This window comes from Streptomyces sp. NPDC058257 (assembly GCF_042881845.1).
GTDB lineage: Bacteria > Actinomycetota > Actinomycetes > Streptomycetales > Streptomycetaceae > Streptomyces.
In genome coordinates, this window is sequence record NZ_JBHVXJ010000004.1 from 112,262 (window position 1) to 133,898 (window position 21,637).

A 21,637-nucleotide genomic window follows, 5' to 3' on the forward strand; every position below is an offset into this window, starting at 1 on the left:
GGGCCCCGGACGATCACCGTCCGGGGCCCTGTCCATGCGCGGCCTGCCGCTTACCGCCAGGTGCGCGCCCGCAGCGGCATTCCGGAGGTGCCGGCCTCCGGGGTCTTCACCGCGAGCACCTGGTTGACGCCGATGTGGTTGCGCTCGAAGGCGAGCGCGGACGCCGCCATGTAGAGGCGCCAGATGCGGGCGCGGCCCGGCGACGTGAGCCGCTGGCCCTCCTTCCAGCGGGCCTCCAGGTTGGCGACCCAGCGGCGCAGCGTGAGGGCGTAGTGCTCGCGGATCGCCTCCACGTCGCGCACCTCGAACCCGGCGCGCTCCAGGAGCCCGACGGTCGAGCCGACGGGAGCGAGCTCGCCGCCGGGGAAGACATAGGCGTCGATGAATTCGTCCACCGTGTACGTCGACTCGTCGGCCTGTGGCCGGCGGGCGATCTGGTGGTTGAGGAGCCTGCCGCCCGGCTCAAGGAGGGCGTGCAGGGCGTGTGCGTACTCCAAGTACTGCTCGGCGCCGACATGTTCGGCCATGCCGATGGAGGATATGGCGTCGTACGGGCCGTCACGCACGTCACGGTAGTCCTGGACGCGGATCTCGACCCGGTCGGTCAGGCCCTCCTCCGCGATGCGCTTCCTGGCGTACGCGGCCTGCTCCTGGGAGAGCGTGACGCCGACGACGGTGACGCCGTGCTCGCGCGCCGCGTGGATGGCCATGGAGCCCCAGCCGCAGCCGACGTCGAGCAGCCGCATGCCGGGCTTCAGGGCGAGCTTGCGGGCGATGAGCTCCAGCTTGTCGCGCTGGGCGTCCTCCAGGGTGAAGGCCGCCTCTTCATCGGCCCCCCAGTAGGCGCACGAGTAGACCATCGAGGGGCCGAGCACCAGCTCGTAGAAGTCGTTGCCCACGTCGTAGTGGTGGCTGATGGCCTGCCGGTCGCTGCCCTTGGTGTGCAGATGGAGCCTGCCCCGCCCGCGCATCTCCTCCTGCGGCGGGGGCGGCGGCAGGAAGGGCGCGGCGAGGCCGATCAGGGAGCGGGCCGCGGCGCGGAACTTCGGGTCGCGCAGGGACTCCCTGAGGTTCTTCGCGTCCTCGTCGCGCTCCCAGATGAACTCGGCGAGCCGGTCGAGCACCGCGTACAGATCGCCCTCGACGTCCAGGTCCCCGGCCACCCAGGCGCGGGCAAGTCCCAGTTCGCCCGGCTTCCACATCAGCCGGCGCAGGGCACGGCGATTGCGGACGACGAGGGTGGGGCCACCCGGCGGGCCTGCTTCGGAACCGTCCCAGGCACGAATGCGTACGGGGAGCGGGGCTCCCAGCAATTGTTCGGCAAGGTTCTTCAGCCGCAGTGCGGCATCGGGCATGGTGCACACCTCCGTGACACGGAAATCCCGGATAGGTTCAACACCACGTAAACACCAACCGGGCGCTTGCGCAGTCCCGTTGCCGCGTCACGGATCGGCAAAATACATGTAACAGCCATGCATGCGGGCCGGAAAAACCCGAAGGGGCCGCCCGCACCACGGATGGCGGGCGGCCCCTTCGGGGCTGATCAGTGACCCGAGGTCAGGAGGCCTTGGCCTTCTCCTCGACGGGAGCGACCGGCGGCTCAGCCTTGGCAGCGGGCTTGGGCGCAGGCTTGGCGGCCTCGTAGAACTCCTCGCGCGGAGTCTCCATGGCGCCGAGCGAGACGACCTCACGCTTGAGGAAGACCGCGAGCGTCCAGTCGGCGAAGACACGGATCTTGCGGTTGAACGTCGGCATCGCCATGCCGTGGTACGCGCGGTGCATGTACCAGGCCAGACGGCCCTTGAGCTTGATCTTCATCTTGCCCATGACGATCATCGCGACGCCCTTGTGCAGACCCAGACCGGCGACCGCACCCTTGTTGGCGTGGCTGTACTCCTTCTGCGGGAAGCCCCGCATGCCGGAGATCACGTTGTCGCCGAGGACCTTGGACTGACGCAGCGCGTGCTGGGCGTTCGGCGGGCACCAGGCGTTCTCGTTGCCCGCCTTGCGGCCGACCATGTCCGGCACCTGGGCGTTGTCGCCCGCGGCCCAGATGTAGTCGGTGCCCTGGACCTGGAGGGTCGTCTGGGTGTCCACGTGACCACGGGGGCCGAGCGGCAGACCGAAGCGGGCGAGCGCCGGGTTCGGCTTCACACCGGCGGTCCACACGATGGTGCTGGAGTCGACCTCGAGGCCGTTGTTGAGCACCACGTGGCCGTCCACGCAGGAGTCCATGCCGGTCTTGAGGTAGACCTCGACACCGCGGCCCTCAAGGTGCTCCTTGCCGTACTGGCCGAGCTTCGGGCCGACCTCGGGGAGGATCTTGTCCGCGACGTCCACGAGCACGAAGCGCATGTCCTCGCGCTTCACGTTGTTGTAGTACTTGGCCGCGTCGCGGGCCATGTCCTCGACCTCACCGATGGTCTCCGCACCAGCGAAGCCACCGCCGACGAAGACGAAGGTCAGCGCCTTGCGGCGGACCTCTTCGTCCGTCGTGGAGTCAGCCTTGTCCAGCTGCTCGAGGACGTGGTTGCGCAGGCCGATGGCCTCCTCGATGCCCTTCATGCCGATGCCCTGCTCGGCGAGGCCGGGGATCGGGAAGGTGCGGGAGACCGCGCCCATCGCGATGATCAGGTAGTCGAAAGGCAGCTCGTACGCCTCGCCCACGAGGGGGGCGACCGTGGCGACCTTGCGGTCCTGATCGATGGTGGTGACCCGCCCGGTCAGAACTTCCGCCTTGGGCAGCACGCGTCGCAGCGGGACGACGACGTGCCGAGGCGAAATGCTGCCGGCTGCGGCTTCGGGGAGGAAGGGCTGGTAGGTCATGTACGACCGGGGGTCGACGACCGTGACGGTCGCCTCTCCGTAGCGCATCTTCTTGAGGATGCGCCGAGCTGCGTACAGGCCTACGTACCCACCGCCTACTACGAGGATCCTGGGACGCTCCGTGGTGCTCATGCCATCGAGTATCCACCTGCCCGAGGGGGGTCGCTCGTGCGCCCCTTCACAAGCATGGGTAGACCCTCTGCTACACTTCGCCGCCCACGTGACACAGGCCATAGCGCCCCAGGGGAACCACGGGATTACCCGAGACGTTGTGCACCCCTTGTGAGCTGCCGCTCTCGCCTTCCGAGCCCGGTGGACCACTCACCCGGTTCACACACCGGACACACTGGCGAACCTTCACTGTCATGGGTCGCGCGGCCCTCAGAGGACACTTTTGGGGGGCCGGAACCCCTGAACATCGGCCAACCGAGCCGATTTCCTTGTGAAGAACTTCACGAACTTTCCCGACAGCCCGTCGCCGAGGGGCCTTCCGACCCCTCCACCAGCCGCTCAGACGCTACATCACGCGCTCAGGCGATCGACCAGCCGATGCCGTCGAGGATGTCGTGCTCACTGACGACGACCTCCCCGGCCCCGGTCCGGTCCATGATCGACAGGAGTACCAGCGCGCCCGCCGCGATGACGTCCACCCGCCCCGGATGCATCACCGGGATCGCGGCGCGCTCGTCGTGCGTGGAGCGGGTCAGGCGGCCGACGATCTCGGCGACCTGCTCGTAGGAGATACGGGAGTGGTGGATCGCCTCGGAGTCGTACGCGTCGAGGCCGAGCGCGATCGCGGCCACCGTGGTCACCGAACCCGCGAGGCCGACCAGGGTGCGGGCATCGCCGATCGGCACCGTCCGCTCCGCAAGGTCGAGCGCGGCCCCGATGTCCGCGCGCACCGCGTCGAGTTCGGCGGGCGCGGGCGGGTCCGTGCGGATGTGCCGCTCCGTGAGGCGTACGCAGCCGACGTCCACCGAGCGGGCGGCACCGACCCCGTCGTCGCCGACGACGAACTCCGTGGAGCCGCCGCCGATGTCCACGACGAGGTAGGGCTTGGCGAGGTGGTCGCTGCCCGTCAGCTCCTTCGTCGCACCCGTGAAGGAGAACTCGGCCTCCTGGTCACCGCTGATGACCTCCGGCTCGACACCGAGGATGTCCAGGACCCCGCGGACGAAGTCGTCGCGGTTCTCGGCGTCGCGGGACGCGGAGGTCGCCACGAAGCGGAGGCGCTCGGCGCCGTGCTCCTTGATGATCTCGGCGTACTCGCGGCAGGCCGCGAAGGTGCGGTCGAGTGCCTCGGGGGCGAGGCGGCCCGTCTTGTCGACGCCCTGGCCCAGGCGGACGATCGTCATCCGCCGGTCCAGGTCGACCAGCTCGCCGGTCGCGGGATCGGCGTCCGCGACGAGCAGCCGGATGGAGTTGGTACCGCAGTCGATCGCTGCGACGCGAGTCATGCACGCTCTCCTGTCCCCGGATGGGGGCTCAGCCCCGAAGCAGGGCGGGTGGGTGGGGAACAAGTCCGCCGCGACGCGGCGGCGGGCTCAGCCCTGTTCCTCGGCCGTCGAAACGCACGCGCCCTTGCGCCACCACTGCGGGAGCATCGCGATCGCCTCGTCGCCCAGCGGGTTCACCCCGGGGCCGGCGGCCAGCGAGTGGCCGACCAGGACGTGCAGGCACTTCACCCGGTCGGGCATGCCACCCGCGCTCGGGAAGCCCTCCAGGACCTCGATGGCGTCACGGCGCGCGATGTAGTCCTCGTGCGCCGCGCGGTACGCGGCCGCCAGCTCGGGGTCCGTCTTCAGCCGCTCCGACATCTCCTTCATGACGCCGTTGGCCTCAAGGGTGCCGATCGCGGAAGCGGCCCGCGGGCACGTCAGGTAGTACGTCGTCGGGAACGGCGTCCCGTCCGGCAGGCGCGGCGCCGTCTCGACGACGTCCGGCTGCCCGCAGGGGCAGCGGTGGGCGATGGCCCGCAGGCCGCGCGGCGGACGGCCGAGCTGCTGCTTGAAGGCCTCGACGTCGGCGTCGGTGGGCTCGGTGCGCGGAGTGGTCGGCGGGGGCGTTTCCATGCCTGTCTTTCGATCGGTTCGCTACGAGAGGTAGCGGGTATTGGTGAGAGAAGTCAGTCGTCGTCGGGGCGGTCGGCCTTGTCGACGCCGTCCCAGACGTTCGAGTACCAGGGCCTGGCGGCCGCCCCCTGGTCGGTGCGCTGCGCCTTCGCCGCCCCGGGGCCGATCACCGTGTAGCCGGTCTCGCCCGGCATCACATAGTGCAGCCGCTCCCGGACACGCTGCTCCGCGAACGCATCGTCCCGCCAGCGGGCCTTCTCGTCCTTCAGCTTCTCGACGTTCTCGCGGTGCTCGGCCTGCTCGCGGCGCTGATCGGCGATCTCCGCGCGCTGCGAGACGTACTGCCTTATCGGGTAGGCGAGCGCGACGACCAGCGAGCAGAGGACGAGCGCGAGGAGCGCGGCGCGTCCCGTGAGCCGGGAGCGGCGCGCCTGACGCTTCGTCTGGGAGCGGTAGACACGCTCCGCGGTCTGCTCGCCGAGCAGCCGCAGCCTGGTCGCGGTGGAGAACCGGTCGCGGTCCTTCACGGCCATGTGTGCCGCCTCCCCGATACGTACGTACGTCCCCGCACACGGTACGGGACCGAGTACGGGGACGTACGTAACTACTCAGCGGAGCCGGAGCCCGGCGGGTCCAGCCGACTCGGCGGGTCCAGCCGACTCTGCCGGTTCAGCCGGTTCAGCCGGTTCAGCCCTTGAAGCGGGGGAACGCCGAACGGCCCGCGTAGACCGCGGCGTCGTCCAGGATCTCCTCGATGCGGAGCAGCTGGTTGTACTTGGCGACGCGCTCGGAGCGGGCCGGGGCGCCGGTCTTGATCTGGCCGCAGTTGGTGGCGACGGCGAGGTCGGCGATGGTGACGTCCTCGGTCTCGCCGGAGCGGTGCGACATCATGCACTTGAAGCCGCTGCGCTGGGCCATCTCGACGGCGTCGAGGGTCTCGGTCAGCGAGCCGATCTGGTTGACCTTCACCAGGAGGGCGTTGGCCGACTTCTCCTCGATGCCACGGGCCAGGCGCTCGGGGTTGGTGACGAACAGGTCGTCGCCCACGAGCTGGACCTTCTCGCCGAGCTTCTCGGTGATGGCGTTCCAGCCGGCCCAGTCGTCCTCGAACAGCGGGTCCTCGATGGAGACGAGCGGGTACGAGGCGACGAGCTCCTCGTAGTACTCGGTCATCTCGGCGGCCGAGCGGGACTTGCCCTCGAAGTCGTACTTGCCGTCCTTGTAGAACTCGGACGCGGCGACGTCGAGCGCGAGGCCGATCTGCTCGCCGGGGACGTAACCGGCCTGCTTGATGGCCTCGAGGATGAGGTCGAGCGCGGCGCGGTTCGAGTCCAGGTTCGGGGCGAAGCCGCCCTCGTCGCCCAGGCCGGTGGAGAGGCCCTTGTCCTTCAGGACCTTCTTCAGCGTGTGGTAGACCTCGGTGCCCCAGCGCAGGGCCTCGGAGAACGACTCGGCGCCGATCGGCGCGATCATGAACTCCTGGATGTCGACGTTCGAGTCGGCGTGCGACCCGCCGTTCAGGATGTTCATCATCGGAACGGGCAGCAGGTGCGCGTTCGGGCCGCCGAGGTAGCGGAAGAGCGGGAGGTCGGAGGCCTCCGACGCGGCGTGCGCGACGGCGAGCGAGACGCCGAGGATGGCGTTGGCGCCGAGCGAGCCCTTGTTGTCGGTGGCGTCGAGGTCGAACATCGCCTGGTCGATCAGGCGCTGCTCGGTCGCGTCGTACCCGACGAGCTCCGGGCCGATCTGCTCGATGACGGCGAGGACGGCCTTCTCCACGCCCTTGCCCTGGTAACGGTTGGGGTCACCGTCACGGAGTTCGATGGCCTCGAAAGCACCGGTGGACGCACCGGACGGAACGGCGGCACGACCCGTGCTGCCGTCGTCGAGGCCGACCTCGACCTCGACCGTGGGGTTGCCTCGGGAGTCCAGGATTTCCCGGGCTACGACGACGTCGATGGACGGCACGAGCATCTCCTTCTGGGATGTGACGCGGGTACGCGGGGCGTTGGCCTCGCGGACACGAGCCTAACCGGCTCCCGGACAAGAGCGAGCCGAGCGACCGCCCGGTGGACAAACCGAGAGCAAAATGTTTCCGAACGGAACAAAACGTGGAGGGGCAACGACCCCGCCCCGGTGCGTACGGGGGATACGCGCACCGGGGCGGGGAGAGCAGCGCCCGAAAGGGCGCGGAGAACCGCGCGGGCGACCGCGCGGGCGACCACGAAGCGCCCGCGGAGGAAGACAAGCCCCGCAGGCGCTCCGCCAGGACTAGCTGAGGTGCAGCTGCTGACCCGGGAAGATCATGTCGGCGTTGTCGATGATGTCGCCGTTGAGCTTGTACACCTTGTGCCAGCCGCCCTTGACGTCCTTCGCCTCGGCGATCTTGGAGAGGGTGTCACCCTTCTTGACCTTGTACTCGCCGTCGCCCTTCTTGACCGTCTTGCCGGTCGGGGTCTCGACGGTCTTCTTGGACTCGGTCTTCGGAGCCTCGGTCTTGGGCGCCTCGGTCTTCGGAGCGGCCTGCTGCGGCTGCTCGGTCTGGGCGCTGGGCTCGTTCTTGGGCTGCTCCTGGGTCTGCTGCGGGGCGCTCTCCTGCGCACCGCCACCCTCGTTGGAGGCGCCCGAGAGGCCGACGCCGCAGCTCGGCCAGGCACCCTTGCCCTGACCCGCGAGGACCTTCTCGCCGATCTCTATCTGCTGGGCCTTGGAGGCCTGGTCGGCGCTGGACGCGTACTTCGTACCGCCGTACGCGGCCCAGGTGGACGACGAGAACTGCAGGCCGCCCGTGAAGCCGTTGCCGGTGTTGATCGACCAGTTGCCGCCGGACTCGCACTGGGCGACGGCGTCCCACTCGGAGTCCGTCGCCGCGGAGGCCGAGCCGGCCGCCATCAGCGGGGCCGCGACCGCGACACCGGTGACGCCGGCGAGCGTGGCGACACGGGTGGCCTTGGACGGGCGGCGGTGCTTGCCCTTGCTGGAAAACAGCATGAGTGATCCCCTCACCGACGCCTGCGAGGTGAGCTGTCGGGTTCGGGCCGATGAAGTTGCCCGGCCGCGCTTCCTTGAGCGCGACTTAACCCCTAGCCGTTCCCGTCCGTTCTTCCGCCTCGCTCTCGCGATGCTGAACGGCCGGGCCCGGCGGAAACCTTGGTTCCCCCGCTCCTGCCTACGGCGCTTACGCGACGACTGTTCCCGAACGGCCGTTGGCAGGACTCGGCGTACCGACCGGCGGGGCCCGCTGTGGCGAGCGGTCACGACCGTAGGCATGGGACCGGTCGAATTCCAAAGACGATCAGGGCTTCTGAGACCCATCTCTCACTTGCACCAATCCGGACATCAGGCGCAAAGCAAGTCGCCAACTTCCCTTACTTTTCGCCCAAATCGAGGCTCTGACCGGGAAGGATGAGATCGGGGTCGGAGCCGACGGCCTTCTCGTTCTCCGCGTACAGCTCGGTCCACCCGCCCTTCACGTCGAGGTCGTCGGCGATGGCCCAGAGGTTGTCCCCGGAGCGGACCGTGTACGTCCCGTCCGCGCCGTCCCGCTGACGCTCGTCACCACGGGAGGCGTGCCGTCCCGAGCCCTCGCGGGAGTCGTCGCCGGACGGCTTGCCGCCCGCGCTGTCGCCGCGGTGGCGGCCTTCGCCCCCGCCGGTGGTGGGGGTGGGGGCCGGCGAAGTCTCATCGCCCTGCCCGGACTTGCCCGAGCCGCCGGAATCACCCGAATCGCCCGACTCGTCGTGATTCTTGTCTCGCGCCCCGTCGTCGGCTCCGGACTTGCCGGACTTGCCGGACTTGCCGGACTCACCGGACTCACCGGAAGGCTTCTTGGAGGACTCGCCCGAGGGCTCGTCCGAAGACGTGGCGCCGCCCGAGGGGTCGGCCGACCCGCTCGGCGACCCGCTCGGCTCATCCGGGTCAGCCGACTCGCCGGGTTCGGCCGACTCCGTCGCCCCGTCGGAAGGCGTCGTCGTGATCGGAGCGCCGGGGTCGACGTCGGCGGCGGCGCCGTCCTGAGTGAGCCCCGCGACCGGCGCGCAACTCGGCCAGGCCTTGGTCCCCTGGTCGTCGAGAACCTTCTCGGCCACGGATATCTGCTGCGAACGGCTGGCCTGATCGGCGCTCGGCGCGAAGTCGAGGCCGCCGTGGTCCTCCCAGACCCGCTGCGACAACTGGAGCCCGCCGAAGTACCCGTTGTCCGCGTCCGCGCTCCAGGATCCGCCGCTCTCGCACTCCGCGAGCTTGTCCCACGTGGCGGCGTCCGCCGCGCTCGCGCTGGTGGCGCCGAGCAGCGGGATGGCGATGGCCGATCCTGCGACTCCTGCCGCGACGATCAGGGCCGGGGCCTGGCGGGGGCGTCGGTGACGACCATTGCCGGAGAGCATGCGGTTGCCTTTCGCGTGACTGGAGCGACGACTGCGGCACGGGAGGCCGAGTCGTCGGTGAACGTAGCGGGAGTCGAACGCTTGTCACAAGTCGATGCAGCGGAGATCACGTGAAAGTCACAGTCTTGACGGCCTGTCAGCTGGACGGCGTTTCAGATGCCTGATATTTGCTCCGCTGTGCGGGCGCGAACTCCACGGGCAGCGTGCGGAGTCCACGCATGATGAGTCCGCCACGCCATCTCAAATCGTCAGGTTCCGCCGCGAGTCGCAGGTCAGGAAGGCGCGTCAGAAGCGTCGCGAGGGCCGTCCGCCCTTCGAGCCGGGCGAGCGGTGCGCCGAGACAGTAATGAATGCCATGGCCGTAGCCGAGGTGTTGGTTGTCGCGGCGGGAGAGGTCGAGCGTGTCCGGTCGGTCGAAGCGTTCCGGGTCACGATCGGCGGCGGCGAGGACGACGAGCACGGGATCGCCCTCGGCGATGTCCTCCCCTCCTACGGTCAGCCGCTCGGTGGCGAACCGCCAGGTGGCGAGTTCGACGGGTCCGTCGAAGCGGAGGAGCTCCTCGAGTCCGGTGTCCAGGAGACCGGTGTCGCCGCCCCCCAGGGAGCCCTGGAGCCGCTCGCGCTGTTCGGGGTGGGTGAGGAGGGCGTAGGCGCCGTTGCCGATGAGGTTCACGGTCGTCTCAAAACCAGCGAAAAGCAGAATAAAGGCCATAGCGGCGGCCTCGTTCTCCGTGAGGTGCTCGCCGTGGTCGGAGGCGCGGATGAGCCCCGAGATGAGGTCGTCACCGGGTTCGAGGCGCTTGCGGTGGATCAGTTCGGCGAGGTAGCCGCGCATCTTCTTCACGGACCGGGCGACCCCTCCCCTGGGGCCTCCCCCGTGGCGGATCATCATCCCCGCCCAGTCACGGAAGTCGTCCTGGTCCTCGCGGGGCACCCCCAGCAGGTCGCAGATGGCGTAGATGGGGAGCGGGAAGGCGAAGTCGTGAATGAGGTCGGCCTCCCCCTTCTCGATGAACTGATCGATGAGACGGTCCGTCAACTCCTGCACCCGTGGCGCGAATTCGGCGACGCGGCGGGGCGTGAAGGCCTTGGAGACGAGGCGGCGGAGGCGGGTGTGGTCCGGCGGGTCGATGTTGAGCAGATGCGTCATGAGGTTCGCACTGCGCTCGCCCGGGATCCCGGTCTTGCCCTTCGCGTGCGCGGGCTCACCGTGATGGGCCGGATTCTTGCTGAGCCTCGGATCGGCGAGCGCCTGCTTGGCATCGACGTACCGCGTGACGAGCCAGGCCTCCACACCACTGGGAAGCCGGGTCTTGTGCACGGGGGCGTGCTCGCGCAGCCAGGCGTAGGCGGGATAGGGGTCGGTGGCGAACTCCCAGGTGAAGAGCTCTGGCCCCTGGGCGGGGTCTGGCCCCTGGACCTCGGGCGCGGGGGCCCCTGCGGGGCAGGCTGCGGGGACGGGCGGCTGGTCTTGCATGGGGTCGACGCTATCCGGCGTACGGGGGGCTTTCTTCCTCCGGCCCGGCGCCTTGCGTACCGTCGTCACCGGCTCCGCCGAGTTCGTCCTCAGACGCCGGACGGGCTGGACGGCGGCCGGAATCCGCCTCCGCGACAAGCACCGCATCCCGATAGGCCCGCGCGGCGACCCGCAGCGCCGCCTCCGGGTCCACACCCTGTGCCTCGGCCCGCAGGGCGAGTGCCAGGAGTTCGTAGCCGACGCCTTCGCCCGAGGGTGTCGCTACCTTCAGGCCCGCCGTCCGTGCCCGTGCGGCCAGCTTCGATGCCAGTGCCAGGCCCGGCTGGCCCAGGGGGACGCCCTCCGTGACCGATGAGCGCTGCTTCTCCTGCGCCTTCGTGCGGAGCCAGTGCGCCTTCACGTCCTCGGGGGTTTCCGCCGAGTCGTCGCCGAATACGTGCGGGTGGCGGTGGATCAGCTTGTCGACGATCGTGCCCGCCACGTCGTCCACGGAGAACGGGGACTCTTCGTCCTCCTCCGCGATGCGGGAGTGGAAGACCACCTGGAGCAGGACGTCGCCGAGCTCCTCGCGCAGTTCCTCCCTGTCGCCCTCCTCGATCGCCTCGACCAGTTCGTACGCCTCCTCGATCGCGTACTTCGCCAGGCCCTTGTGCGTCTGCCGGGACGACCACGGGCACTCGACCCGGATCCGGTCCATGACCTGGACCAGGTCGAGGAGGCGCGCGCCCGGCAGGTCGTACGACGCCGGGAGCAGTTCCAGGTCCGGCATCGAGAGGCGGCCGGAGCCCGCGAGCCTCGCCAGGCCGTCCGTCAGGGCGCGGTCGCCCTCGGCCGTGGCGACGATCAGGACCGTGCGGTCGCCCGCGCACGCCGCCACCAGTTCCTGGGCCGTGGGCGAGGCCTGGTCCACCACGACGCCCGCCTCACGCAGATAGGGCAGCTGAGGGTGCGTGGCGTCGGCGCACAGGACCTCGTCGGCCGCGTGCAGGGCCTGCCACGCGGGCCAGGAGAGGAGGCCGGGGGCCACCCGGTGGCTGGTGGTGAGGAGGATGACGCGGCCGGGGGCGTCGGCCGGGGGCGTGGTTTCGTTCGTCACCCGTCGAACGTAACCCACGGCGCCGACAGCCCCGTTCCCGAGGCCGTTACGCCTGCTCGGGCCGTGCCTCGCCGTTCCCGGACACCTCGCGCACCCACGGCGTCCTGGCGTCCGCGCGCTTGCTCTTCTCCACGTCCCACCTGCCGTACCTGGGGTTCAGGTCCACGTCCAGCTTCTTGGAGGCCTTGGAGAGCTCCTTCCAGAAGACCGCCTGGCCCTCCGGGGCGTTCATGTCCGCGCCGATGACCTTCGCCAGCTTCTGGGCCTCGATCTCCGTACGGAAGCTCTCGGTGAGGCGGGACGGGGCGACGCTGTACTGCTGGAGCCAGCCCTGTTCGAGGGCCTTCTTGCTGCCCGCCTGCTGTTTCAGGCCGGCCTCCATCGTCTGGATCTCGCGGCGTGAGACCGCGACGCCCGCGTCGGCCGCCGCCTGGTGCAGCACCTTGTCCAGGACCATCGTGTGCAGCGTGCTGCGGGTGAGGCCGCCGGTCTTGGCGATGGCCTGCTCGTACTGCTGCTCGTCCGGGATCGCGGCGCGCTGCGCGTCGCGCACCTCGTTCACCCGGCTCTCCAGCTGCGCGACCGTGATCCGGTCGTCGCCCACGACAGCGGCGGCGCCCGGATGGGCCTCGCTGCCGCAGGCGGTGAGGAGGGGAGCCGCGGCGACGGCTGCGGCGGAGAGAACGAGCGCGGTGCGACGGCGGCGGTGCAAGTGAGCCTCCCGAGGAGATTGTGCGGCGGTGCACAAAGTCTTGCGGTGATCGATGTTAGGCAGTGGCCGGTCCCTCGGCCACCTATTCGACCAACGATTCTCGAAGAGTTGGGGCACCCCCGCGCCGAGCCGTCACTACCCGCGCATCTGTCCTAGCCACTGCAACGTACGCCGGATCTCCGCCGGGAACGGATGCCCGGCCCCGTGCATCCGCTCGGCGTCCAGGAGCAGCCGCCCCAGTGTGTCGTGGGCCGCCGCGCGATCGCCCAGAGCAAGGAGCAAGTGGCCGATGTGGCGGCGGATTTCGAGCGGGCGTTCGCGGTCGTCGGAGGCGTAGCGGTTCTCGTAGTAGGGCAGGAGGGCCCTGTACTCCGCGAGTGCTGCCGCCGGTTCGCCGAGTTGTTCCAGGCACTGCGCGGCCTCGAAGCGGAACTGGAGCGAGTGCGGGTCGGCCTGGCCCGACTCCGCGGCGCGCTCGTCGGCGAGGCGGCGCAGTTCGGGCAGGGCGCGGCGGTACTGGCCGTCGTCCATCAGCGTCGCCGCGTACTGCTTGCGCAGGGAGCGGACCACCGTGGAGTGCTCGCCGTGCTTGGCGGCGGCCGCGGGCAGGATCGAGCCGAGGATGTCCACGGCCTGTGTGATGCGGCCCTCGCCGAGGAGCCGCTTGACCTCGTCGACCGCGTGGACGACGTCCGTCTGGCTGCCGGGGGCGCCGGAGCCCTGGCGCTGGTCGGGCCGGTCCGGCTGGATGCCGGGGGTCGGCGCGGGTGTCGCCGCCCGGTCCGGCCAGGGGGCGTGCGGGCGCACGAAGGGGCGGGTGGGGTCCAGCGGGCCGCCGGTCGGGATGCCGCGCGCGGGCAGCAGCGGCGCCAGTTCCTCGTAGACCTCCTGGGCGCTGCCGTGCCGGTGCTGGGGGTCCTTGGCCAGGAGCCGGAGCACGAGGGCTTCGAGGGCATCGGGGACTTCGGCGCGCAGGCGGCGGACCGGGACCGGCGGTTCGTAGAGGTGGCGGTGCAGCACGCCGAGCGCGGTGGAGCCGGAGAACGGCACATCTCCGCTGAGGAGTTCGTGCAGCAGGACGCCGAGGGCGTAGAGGTCGGTGTACGGGCCGACCGCGCCGCCCATCGCCTGCTCGGGCGCCATGTACGCGGGGCTGCCGATGGGCGAACCGGTGTGGGTGAGGCGGGTGGTGTCGGTGTCCATGACCGAGGCGATGCCCAGGTCCAGGATGGAGACCGTGCCGTCCTGCTTGACCATCACGTTGCGCGGCTTGAGGTCGCGGTGCACGATCGGTACGGCGTGCACCGCACAGAGCACGGCGCACAGTTGCGCGGCGACCGCGACGGCCCACTGCCACGGGTAGGGGTGGTGCTCGGCCAGGTGGTCACCGAGGTCGGCCCCGTCCACGTGCTGCATGACGAGGTAGAGGTCCTCGTCCTCCGTGCCCGCGTCGTGGACGGTGACGAGGCCGGGGTGGTCGACCTGCGCGGTGACGCGGCACTCGCGCACGAAGCGGCGGCGCAGTTCCTCGGCCTCGGCGCCCGCGACCCGGTCGGGGCGCAGGAGTTTGACCGCGACGCGGCGGTCGAGGCGTTGGTCGTACGCCGTCCAGACCTGGCCCATGCCGCCCTGGCCGATGAGCGCGGAGAGTTCGTAGCGCGCTGCGATGACACGGCCGCCCGTCCCCGGTGACACGGTCAGCTGCCGCCTTCCTGCTTGCGCAGGTAGTCACTGAGTTCGTCGAGTTCGGCCTGTACTTGGTGGATGCGGGCCGGTGCGGGGCGCGTGGGCGGGGGCGGCGTGTGCTGGAGCGGCGGCTGCTGGAGCGGCGGCTGCTGGAGCGGCGGCTGCTGGGCCGGCGGATTGTGGTGCTGCGGCTGCGTGGGCTGGTGGTGGGCCGGGGTGGCGGCGGGGCCCTGCTGCGGATAGCCGTAGGCGGGCCCCGGTCCGGCGTAGCCCGTGTACTGCGGCTGGCCGTACCGGTTGAAGTGCCGTATGTCCGCGAAGAGGTAGTAGATGACGGCGGCGAGCATGGTCGTGAGCAGGACCACCATGCCCGCGCTGCCGCGCCCCTGGAACTCCTCCTCGCCGGGGTCGAGGGAGACCAGCACCAGAGCCGTCACGTCGAGCGCGGACACGAGCCCGAACAGGCCCCAGTCGGACGGCTTGCGGGTCACGAGCGCGAGCCGCAGCATCATCGCCCAGGCGAGCAGGCCGCACGACATGACGGCGAGGATCACGAACATCACGCGCAGCGTCATACGGGTGCCGCCCGAGGTCGGCGGCGGTTGCTGCGGCGCGTAGCCGTGGCCGTGCATGGCTGCTCCTGGTGCCTGATGCGGCCTCGCGTTCCCCCCGGGGCAACTCGGGGGAACCCGGGGAACGCACGGCCGAAAGTCGAAATACGAACGGATGCTGATTCGAGCGTATAGGCCGACGAGGAGAAGCGGTCCAGGGTTGTACCGAACCGTTGCCGTACTGGTCACGTCCTGATCGCGGCCTCCGCCGCGAGGGGGTCGCGTCACTCCGGCGGAAGCGTGCCGTCCGTCAGTCCGGCCGTCAGCCAGTCCGTCCGGCAGTCAGTCCGTCCGGCAGCGCGTCAGCCCGTCGCGCGGGTCGCGTACCGGCTGACCGGGGTCGGGCGCGGTGCGGCGCAGTGGTCACAGCACGTGCCGCACCCATACGTTCGGCTCGACGTACACCGCGTACCCGCGCTCCGGCTCGCAGAGCACCGGCACAAGGGCGCCCGGCACCTCGACAGGGCCCGCCGTGTCGAACGGAAGTCCCGTCCACGCCCGCCACTGCGCGGTCGACCCGGACACGGTCATCGACGCGTGTGCCACCTTCGCGATGGTGCCGCCCGCCCGCACGTGCACCCGCAGCCACGGGTCGGCGGGAAGACCGTCGTCCCGCTTGCGCTGGGCGTACACGTCGATCCGCGCGGCCGGTTCGAGGTGCTTGGCGTTCGGGCGCACCGGGGCGACGACTTCCGCGAAGCCACGCGCGCGGGCGCTCTCGCGCAGCGCGGCGAGCATCCGCCCGGAGACGCCCTGCCCGAGGTAGTCCTTCGCCACGGTGATCTCGATCGCGCTCACCGTGTCGGGCTTCCTGTCGTGCCGCAGGTCCGCGAAGGCCCACAGCATGACCTGGTCCCAGCCGCCGTCCGGCAGCTCCCCGCGCCCGTCGGCGCGCAGCGCGAACGGCACGCTGAACGCCTTGGCCGCGACCGCGCCCCGCTCGTCCGTGGCGACAAGGACGTACTCGGGAAGCTCCTTGACGATCCGCCCGATCATCGACCACGCGATGGGATCGTGGCCGATGAACTCCGGCCAGGTGTCGTCCATCGCCATGAGCGGCTCGACGAGTTCGGGCCGTTCGGCCAACGTCGTGATCTTCAGGTCCATGCCTCGGACGCTAGCGGCCACGGCCCCTGCCGGTAAGCCATTTTTCGCACACACGAGCGCGTCCGGACGGAAACGCCTCAGCCGTACGAGAACGCCTCAGCGCGCGTGGAACCGTCCCGGCGCCGCCGTCGCAGTGCCCCCGGTCGGCAGCTTCTCCCGCGGGCAGCTCGAAAGGACCCGCTTCATGGCGTCCTGCTCGGCGCCCGTCACCCACACCCCGTACTTCTTCTTCACCGCCACCTGCCGGGCCACGTAGGCGCACCGGTAGCCCTTGTCCGGCGGCAGCCACGTGGCCGTGTCGCCGTCGCCCTTGCCGCGGTTGGGGCCCGCGTCGACCGCGAGGAGATTGAGGGGGTCGTTGGCGAACGCTATGCGCTTGCTCGGCTCCCACTTTCCCGCGCCCTTCTGCCAGGCGTCCGAGAGGGCGACGAGATGGTCGATGTCGACCTGGCTGCGGCCGCGCACGAACGTGACGTCCTTGCCGGTGTAGGGGTCGGGCGCCAGCGCCCCGGAGGCCACCTCGCAGTCCTTGCCGTCTCGGTACTTCACGTCGTCGAGGTCGCGCCCCAGTATGTCGTCGCGCGTCCCGCAGCCGTTGGAGTCCGTGTCGGCCCAGGGGCTGCCGAACCGGTCACGGTCGTAACCGGTCTTGGGCGCGCGGCCCTTCACGGTGAGCGTGTCGACCGCGGCGAGCGCGGGTCCCGCCTTGGCGCCGGGCCCGGAAGAGCCGCTGTCCTTCTCCTGAGGCGAGCACCCGGTGACGGATCCTGTGACGAGGGCTGCGAGCAGCAGCGTGGTACGAACCGCGGTGGTACTACGGGTCACTTGACGGTCACCTTTGCTCCGATTTCGAGTGTTCCTGGCGTCGCGACGTCCGCGTACACCCCGATGCACGTGCCGCGCGACGCGGTGAGCGTCTTCGGGACGCGGTGGTCGGCGGGCGGCTCGCGCTGGGCCAGTGTGGTCATGACGCAGCGTTCGATGCGCATGGTGCCGCGCAGGCGGCGCACGTCGACGGGCCCGGAGTCGGCGAGCAGCTCGCCGAGGGCGGCCAGTGACGCGGTGCCGACGAGGGAGACGGCACCCGCGTCCTGATGGCTCACCTCACCCTCGCGCGCCAACTCCGTTTCCGCGCCGAAGAGTTCACCGACGCGGGGGTCGCCGGGGCGCACGTCCTCGTACCGCAGGGCCCACAGCCGGTCACCGGCCACGCCCCGCTCGTCGACGACGAGGCGCTCGCGCTCCTCCCCCAGCATCGACTTCACCGGAAAACAGGCGAGCCCCACAACGGCCTGATGCCCCATGGCACTTCCCCTCCCCTGGACCCACGCGCTGCCGCATGACCGCTTTAGACCATATCGCCCTCGCCGGGCGGGCCACTCGCGCCGTCATTACCTCTGGCGTAATCGATCCTTCTCCGGCCGCGCGGCAGTATCGACGGCATCCGCAGGAACACCGACCGAGGAGTCCGGATGACCGTCGAACTCGCCACCGAAGACGCCACCCGCGCCGCCGTCCAGGCCTTCCTGGGCTACCGGCTCACCGGTGACACCGAGGGCCTCACCGCCCTCTTCGCCGACGACGTCGACTGGATGCTCGCCGACAACCCGGGCGTGCCCTGGATCCGGCCGCGGTCCACGGCCGCCGAGTGCGCGGCCCAGTCGGCCGAACTCGCCGCGCACACCGTCCCGGAGAAGGCCGGCGCCACGGTCGACACCATCGTCGTCGAGGGCGCGGACGCCGTGATCTTCGGCCATCTCCGGGGCACCGTGCGCGACACCGGCAAGTCCTTCGAGGGACCCTTCGTGCTGCGGCTGACCGTCGAGGCCGGCCGGATCACGCGGCACCACCTCTACGAGAACAGCCGGTCGATCGCCGACGCGTGCACTCCCTGAGCGCCCGCACCCGGAGAGGGCCCCGCCCTACGCCCCGCTCTACGACCCCACGATCGTGGTGAGGAACTCCCCCACCCAGCCGAGCAGTTCCCGCCCGACCAGCGGCTTTCCGCCGACCTTGGCCGTCTTCGGGCGGGGGACCAGGAGCTGGTGGGCGTTGGCCTTGATGACCGTGCCGGGGTAGAGCCGCTTCAGGCGCAGCTCCTGCGACTCCCGCAGCTCCACCGGGGCGAACCGGATGTTGTTGCCCTGCAGCACGATCTCGCCGACCTCGCACGCACGGGCCAGCATCCGCAGGCCCGCCACCAGGAGCAGGTTCTCCACCGGCTCCGGCAACTTGCCGTAGCGGTCGGTGAGTTCCTCGCGCACCGCCTTGACGTCCGCCTCGCTGCTCGCCGACGCGATGGAGCGGTAGGCGGCGAGGCGCAGGCGCTCGCCGGGTGCGTAGTCGTGCGGGACGTGCGCGTCGACCGGCAGCTCGACCTTGACCTCAAGGGGCGGCTCCTCCTCCACGCCGCCCTCCAGGGACGCGCGGTAGTCGGCCACCGCCTCGCCCACCATGCGTACGTAGAGGTCGAAGCCGACGCCCGCGATGTGTCCCGACTGTTCGCCGCCCAGGAGGTTGCCCGCGCCGCGGATCTCCAGGTCCTTCATCGCCACGTACATGCCCGCGCCCATCTCCGTGTGCTGGGCGATCGTGGCGAGGCGCTCGTGGGCGGTCTCCGTCAGGGGCTTCTCCGGCGGGTAGAGGAAGTAGGCGTAACCGCGGTCGCGGCCTCGGCCCACGCGCCCGCGCAGCTGGTGGAGCTGCGAGAGACCGAAGTTGTCGCCGCGCTCGACGATCAGCGTGTTGGCGTTGGAGATGTCGATGCCCGATTCGACGATCGTCGTCGAGACGAGCACGTCGAACTTCTTCTCCCAGAAGTCCACCACCACTTGTTCCAGGGCCTGTTCGGACATCTGGCCGTGCGCGGTGGCGATGCGGGCCTCGGGGACGATGTCCCTGAGGCGGGCCGCCGCCCGGTCGATCGACTCGACCCGGTTGTGGATGTAGAAGACCTGGCCCTCGCGAAGGAGTTCGCGGCGGATGGCCGCGCCGATCTGCTTCTCCTCGTAGGGGCCGACGAAGGTCAGGACCGGGTGGCGCTCCTCGGGGGGCGTGGTGATCGTGGACATCTCGCGGATGCCGGTCACGGCCATTTCGAGCGTACGGGGGATGGGGGTGGCCGACATGGTCAGGACGTCGACGTTGGCGCGGAGCTTCTTGAGCTGCTCCTTGTGCTCGACGCCGAAGCGCTGCTCCTCGTCGACGATGACGAGGCCCAGGTCCTTGAACTTCGTCTCGGAGGAGAAGAGGCGGTGCGTGCCGATCACGATGTCGACCGAGCCGTCACGCAGGCCCTCCAGGGTCGCCTTGGACTCCGTCTCCGACTGGAAGCGGCTCAACGCCCGTACCTTCACGGGGAATTGGGAGTACCGCTCGGAGAACGTACCGAAGTGCTGCTGCACCAGGAGCGTCGTGGGGACGAGGACCGCCACCTGCTTGCCGTCCTGGACCGCCTTGAAGGCGGCGCGGACCGCGATCTCCGTCTTGCCGTAGCCGACGTCGCCGCAGATCAGGCGGTCCATCGGGACCGTCTTCTCCATGTCGTCCTTGACCTCGGCGATGGTGGTGAGCTGGTCGGGCGTCTCCACGTAGGGGAAGGCGTCCTCCAGCTCGCGCTGCCAGGGGCTGTCGGGCGCGAAGGCGTGGCCGGGTGCCGCCATGCGGGCGCTGTAGAGCTTGATGAGGTCGGCGGCGATCTCCTTGACCGCCTTCTTCGCGCGCGCCTTCGTCTTCGTCCAGTCGGCGCCGCCCAGGCGGTGCAGGGTGGGGGCCTCGCCACCGACGTACTTGGTGATCTGTTCGAGCTGGTCGGTGGGGATGTAGAGGCGGTCGCCGGGCTGGCCGCGCTTGGCGGGGGCGTACTCGACGACCAGGTACTCGCGGGTGGCGCCCTGGACGGTGCGCTGCACCATCTCGATGTAGCGGCCGACGCCGTGCTGCTCGTGGACGATGTAGTCGCCGGCCTCCAGGGTCAGCGGGTCGATCGTCTTGCGGCGGCGGGCGGGCATCCGCTGGCCGTCCTTGCCGGCCGCCTTCTGCCCGGAGAGGTCGGTCTCGGTGAGGACGGCGAGCTTGAGGGCCGGGTCGAGGAAGCCGTAGTCGATCGAGCCGCAGGTGACCTGCACGACGGAGGGCGTCAGCTCGCCAAGCTCCGCGTCGAGGCGGGCCGCGATGCCCTCGCCGCCCAGGACCTCGACGGTGCGGGCGGCGGGGCCGTGGCCCTCCGTCACATAGACGGTGCGCCAGCCGTCGGCGAGCCAGCCCTTGGTGTCGGCCAGCGCCTTGGCGGTGTCGCCCCGGTAGGTCTCGGTGGCGTGCATGCCGAGCTTGAGGGTGTCATCGTCAAGGTCCTCGTCGGCGGCGAACGGGGAGACGGACCACCACATCATGCCGAGGTCGCTCGCGTGGTCGCGGACGTCCGCGATGCCCCAGAGGGAGGCCGCGCCCACGTCGATGGGGGCCTCTCCGCCGCCCGCCGTGGCGGCCCAGGACGCCTGGAGGAACTCCTGCGAGGTCGCCACCAGGTCGGCCGCACGGGTGCGCACACGCTCGGGGTCGCAGACCACGGCCATGCTGTCCTGCGGCAGGACGTCGAGCAGCAGCTCCATCTCGTCGACCAGGACAGGGGCGAGGGACTCCATGCCCTCGACCGCGATGCCCTCGGCGATCTTGCCGAGCAGCTCGCCCAGCTCGGGGTGGGCCTCGGCGAGCGCGGCGGCCCTTTCGCGTACGTCGTCCGTGAGAAGGAGCTCGCGGCAGGGCGGGGCCCACAGGCCGTGCTCGGCGACTTCCAGGGAGCGCTGGTCGGCGACCTTGAAGTAGCGGATCTCCTCGACGTCGTCGCCCCAGAACTCGACGCGCAGGGGGTGCTCCTCGGTCGGCGGGAAGACGTCGAGGATGCCGCCGCGCACGGCGAACTCGCCACGCTTCTCCACCAGCTCCACACGGGAGTACGCGGCTGCCGCGAGGGCCTCCACGGTCTCGTTCAGGTCCGTGGTCCCGCCCGAGCGCAGGGCGACGGGCTCCAGGTCGCCCAGGCCCTTGACCTGCGGCTGGAGGACCGAGCGTACGGGGGCGACGATGACGCTGACCGGGCCCGTCTCGGGGTCGTCGGGCCTGGGGTGCGCCAGGCGGCGCAGGATCGCGAGGCGGCGGCCGACGGTGTCGGAGCGGGGCGAGAGGCGCTCGTGCGGGAGGGTCTCCCAGGAGGGGTACTCGACGACTCCGTCCGGCGGGATGATCGTGCGCAGGGCGGCGGCCAGGTCCTCGGCCTCGCGGCCGGTCGCCGTCACGGCCAGAACGGTGCGGTCCGTCTCGCGGGCGAGAGCCGCGATGGCGAAGGGACGGGCGGCGGGCGGGCCGACCAGGTCCACGTGGGTGCGGTTGCCGTCGGTGGCGGCCTTGACCGCTTCGGCGAGTGCGGCGTCCTTGACGACAGCGTCGAGCAGACCGTGCAGGCTCATGTGGGCTTTCGCTTTCCGTCCAGGTTCGAGGGCGCGCGGGGCAACGCGAACCGCCCGGCAACGAGAACGGGCCGGGGGTCTCAAGCCTACGACTCCCCGGTGACAGATGCTGGCCGTCGCCTCCGGCCGCGCCCCGGACCCCGCTCCTCGGACGCCGGAACGGCTTGAAATGCCAGGCGGCCCCGGCGGCGCGCATACGC

Annotated in this window: 18 protein-coding genes and 1 riboswitch; of the genes, 1 reads left to right on the forward strand and 17 read right to left on the reverse strand. The window is 70.5% G+C overall.

The features are described 5' to 3' along the window. Positions 1-50: 50 nt before the first annotated feature. From ACFVXC_RS13000 to ACFVXC_RS13075, 16 genes are all read right to left on the reverse strand, one after another. Positions 51-1,355: a class I SAM-dependent methyltransferase gene (locus ACFVXC_RS13000; protein WP_389904656.1), complete on the reverse strand. Its 1,305-nt coding sequence runs from the start codon at positions 1,353-1,355 to the stop codon at positions 51-53. Positions 1,356-1,557: 202 nt separating this feature from the next. Continuing rightward, positions 1,558-2,958 (reverse strand): NAD(P)/FAD-dependent oxidoreductase, encoded by a 1,401-nt coding sequence (locus ACFVXC_RS13005; protein ID WP_389904658.1) that lies wholly within the window; start codon positions 2,956-2,958, stop codon positions 1,558-1,560. Positions 2,959-3,356: 398 nt separating this feature from the next. Further along, positions 3,357-4,283, reverse strand: a complete 927-nt coding sequence (locus tag ACFVXC_RS13010) for an exopolyphosphatase (RefSeq protein ID WP_389904660.1) — start codon at positions 4,281-4,283, stop codon at positions 3,357-3,359. A gap of 87 nt (positions 4,284-4,370) precedes the next feature. Continuing rightward, complete coding sequence (locus ACFVXC_RS13015) at positions 4,371-4,898, reverse strand: DUF501 domain-containing protein (protein ID WP_389904661.1); 528 nt, start codon at positions 4,896-4,898, stop codon at positions 4,371-4,373. A 53-nt stretch (positions 4,899-4,951) separates the two neighbouring features. Beyond that, positions 4,952-5,431 carry a septum formation initiator family protein gene (locus ACFVXC_RS13020; RefSeq protein WP_389904664.1) on the reverse strand — a complete coding sequence of 160 codons (480 nt, stop codon included), beginning with the start codon at positions 5,429-5,431 and terminating at the stop codon, positions 4,952-4,954. 154 nt (positions 5,432-5,585) lie between these two features. Then, positions 5,586-6,872, reverse strand: a complete 1,287-nt coding sequence (gene eno / locus ACFVXC_RS13025) for a phosphopyruvate hydratase (RefSeq protein ID WP_389904666.1) — start codon at positions 6,870-6,872, stop codon at positions 5,586-5,588. A gap of 297 nt (positions 6,873-7,169) precedes the next feature. Then, a complete protein-coding gene (locus ACFVXC_RS13030) occupies positions 7,170-7,889 on the reverse strand; it encodes a transglycosylase family protein (RefSeq protein ID WP_389904668.1) in 720 nt (239 codons plus the stop codon). 3 nt (positions 7,890-7,892) lie between these two features. Further along, positions 7,893-8,085, reverse strand: a riboswitch (cyclic di-AMP (ydaO/yuaA leader). Between the two features lie 181 nt (positions 8,086-8,266). After that, the gene (locus ACFVXC_RS13035) at positions 8,267-9,283 is read right to left on the reverse strand and encodes a transglycosylase family protein (RefSeq protein ID WP_389904671.1); all 1,017 of its coding nucleotides are present in this window, start codon (positions 9,281-9,283) and stop codon (positions 8,267-8,269) included. A gap of 136 nt (positions 9,284-9,419) precedes the next feature. After that, positions 9,420-10,760, reverse strand: coding sequence for a cytochrome P450 (locus ACFVXC_RS13040; protein WP_389904674.1), 1,341 nt, complete (start codon positions 10,758-10,760; stop codon positions 9,420-9,422). Between the two features lie 10 nt (positions 10,761-10,770). Continuing rightward, positions 10,771-11,856 carry a nucleoside triphosphate pyrophosphohydrolase gene (locus ACFVXC_RS13045; protein WP_389904676.1) on the reverse strand — a complete coding sequence of 362 codons (1,086 nt, stop codon included), beginning with the start codon at positions 11,854-11,856 and terminating at the stop codon, positions 10,771-10,773. Positions 11,857-11,902: 46 nt separating this feature from the next. After that, complete coding sequence (locus ACFVXC_RS13050) at positions 11,903-12,568, reverse strand: SurA N-terminal domain-containing protein (RefSeq protein WP_389904678.1); 666 nt, start codon at positions 12,566-12,568, stop codon at positions 11,903-11,905. Positions 12,569-12,703: 135 nt separating this feature from the next. Continuing rightward, positions 12,704-14,191 carry a protein kinase gene (locus tag ACFVXC_RS13055; protein WP_389905282.1) on the reverse strand — a complete coding sequence of 496 codons (1,488 nt, stop codon included), beginning with the start codon at positions 14,189-14,191 and terminating at the stop codon, positions 12,704-12,706. A gap of 74 nt (positions 14,192-14,265) precedes the next feature. Further along, positions 14,266-14,886: a hypothetical protein gene (locus tag ACFVXC_RS13060; RefSeq protein WP_389904680.1), complete on the reverse strand. Its 621-nt coding sequence runs from the start codon at positions 14,884-14,886 to the stop codon at positions 14,266-14,268. A gap of 342 nt (positions 14,887-15,228) precedes the next feature. Continuing rightward, positions 15,229-15,972: an N-acetyltransferase gene (locus ACFVXC_RS13065; protein ID WP_389904682.1), complete on the reverse strand. Its 744-nt coding sequence runs from the start codon at positions 15,970-15,972 to the stop codon at positions 15,229-15,231. Positions 15,973-16,068: 96 nt separating this feature from the next. Beyond that, positions 16,069-16,797: an HNH endonuclease family protein gene (locus ACFVXC_RS13070; RefSeq protein ID WP_389904684.1), complete on the reverse strand. Its 729-nt coding sequence runs from the start codon at positions 16,795-16,797 to the stop codon at positions 16,069-16,071. Continuing rightward, positions 16,794-17,276, reverse strand: coding sequence for an MOSC N-terminal beta barrel domain-containing protein (locus ACFVXC_RS13075; protein WP_389904687.1), 483 nt, complete (start codon positions 17,274-17,276; stop codon positions 16,794-16,796). The genes ACFVXC_RS13070 and ACFVXC_RS13075 overlap by 4 nt, the downstream gene beginning before the upstream one ends. A gap of 168 nt (positions 17,277-17,444) precedes the next feature. Here ACFVXC_RS13075 and ACFVXC_RS13080 point away from each other — a divergent pair, with 168 nt between their 5' ends. After that, positions 17,445-17,867, forward strand: a complete 423-nt coding sequence (locus ACFVXC_RS13080) for a nuclear transport factor 2 family protein (RefSeq protein ID WP_389904688.1) — start codon at positions 17,445-17,447, stop codon at positions 17,865-17,867. A 39-nt stretch (positions 17,868-17,906) separates the two neighbouring features. Here ACFVXC_RS13080 and mfd read toward each other — a convergent pair whose 3' ends face one another. Further along, on the reverse strand, positions 17,907-21,437 hold the full coding sequence (gene mfd, locus ACFVXC_RS13085) for a transcription-repair coupling factor (protein WP_389904690.1): 3,531 nt from the start codon (positions 21,435-21,437) through the stop codon (positions 17,907-17,909). Positions 21,438-21,637 lie beyond the last annotated feature (200 nt).